Source organism: Bradyrhizobium sp. NBAIM14 (genome assembly GCF_020193895.1).
In the GTDB taxonomy this organism is placed as follows: domain Bacteria; phylum Pseudomonadota; class Alphaproteobacteria; order Rhizobiales; family Xanthobacteraceae; genus Bradyrhizobium; species Bradyrhizobium yuanmingense.
The window spans coordinates 1-935 of record NZ_JADYVQ010000068.1; the positions used below are offsets into that span (position 1 = coordinate 1).

The window sequence follows — 935 nt, forward strand, 5'->3', positions numbered from 1 at the left end:
GGCGCAAGCGGCTCGGCGACAAGCTGGAGCTGTTGCTGGCCGAGAGCTTGCGGGTGGCACACGAGGCCGGCGCGTTGCGCAGCCAGGACCTCAAGCGGGTCACGGTCGGTCGAGTAGCCCCCGGGGAATTGCACCCCGAGGCTCTCACGAAACCGGACGTGAACCTCTCGATTCATCCGGCTTCTATCTTCCAGCCGCAGGTCGAATGCCGACTCGCCACAAATAGAGTAGGTTCGGATCGCGCTGTGCGAGTCGTCCCAACCAATATACTGAGGCGACTTTCCGGCCTTTCAACCGCTTGTATTTCCGCCTCGCCCAGCGGGCGAGCGCGTCGTTTACGTGACGAAGGACGTTGACACATTCCGTCCGGTAAAACCGTCCGTAATAGTTCAGCCATCCTTGCACGACAGGATCAATCAGCTTGGCGAGTTCTTCAAGACTCCAGTGGTTTCGCGTCGAACCAGTCGCCATGAGCGAATGGTTTGTCGGATTCCTTTGGCAGCCTTGTTGCTGATTGCCGGGAGGAAGTTGAGGAACTTCTCGCCCTTTCGATCGCGAGCGCTGCGCGGCTGGAAGGTGTAGCCAAGGAAGTCGAACGAGATGTGTTCGCATTCCTCTCTCCGTTTATTATCCTTGCAGTAGACGATCCGGGTTTTCTCCGGATGGAGCTCCAGACCGCATTCCGCAAGACGTTTTCGGATCGCCTCCATCACGGTTCGAGCCTCGCTTTCAGTTCTGCAATGGACTATCGCATCGTCAGCGTATCTTTCGAAACACAAACAAGGGAAGGTCCGCTGCATCCAGTGATCGAATGCATAGTGCAGAACCAAATTTGCGAGCAGCGGTGAAACCACCGAACCCTGAGGGGTTCCGCGTGTTCTCTCCACAGGGATTCCGTCTTCTTTCTCCACGGGAGCTTGCAGCCACCGCTTTAC

The 935-nt window shown here is 57.2% G+C and carries 2 protein-coding genes; both read right to left on the reverse strand.

The genetic code is table 11. From position 1 onward, the window contains the following. Positions 1-183: 183 nt before the first annotated feature. A complete protein-coding gene (locus I6F28_RS38015; RefSeq protein WP_225143929.1) occupies positions 184-471 on the reverse strand; it encodes a group II intron maturase-specific domain-containing protein in 288 nt (95 codons plus the stop codon). Beyond that, positions 417-935, reverse strand: a 519-nt coding sequence (locus I6F28_RS37025) for a reverse transcriptase domain-containing protein (protein WP_225143930.1), incomplete at its 5' end; no start/stop codon positions are given. The genes I6F28_RS38015 and I6F28_RS37025, both read right to left, overlap by 55 nt.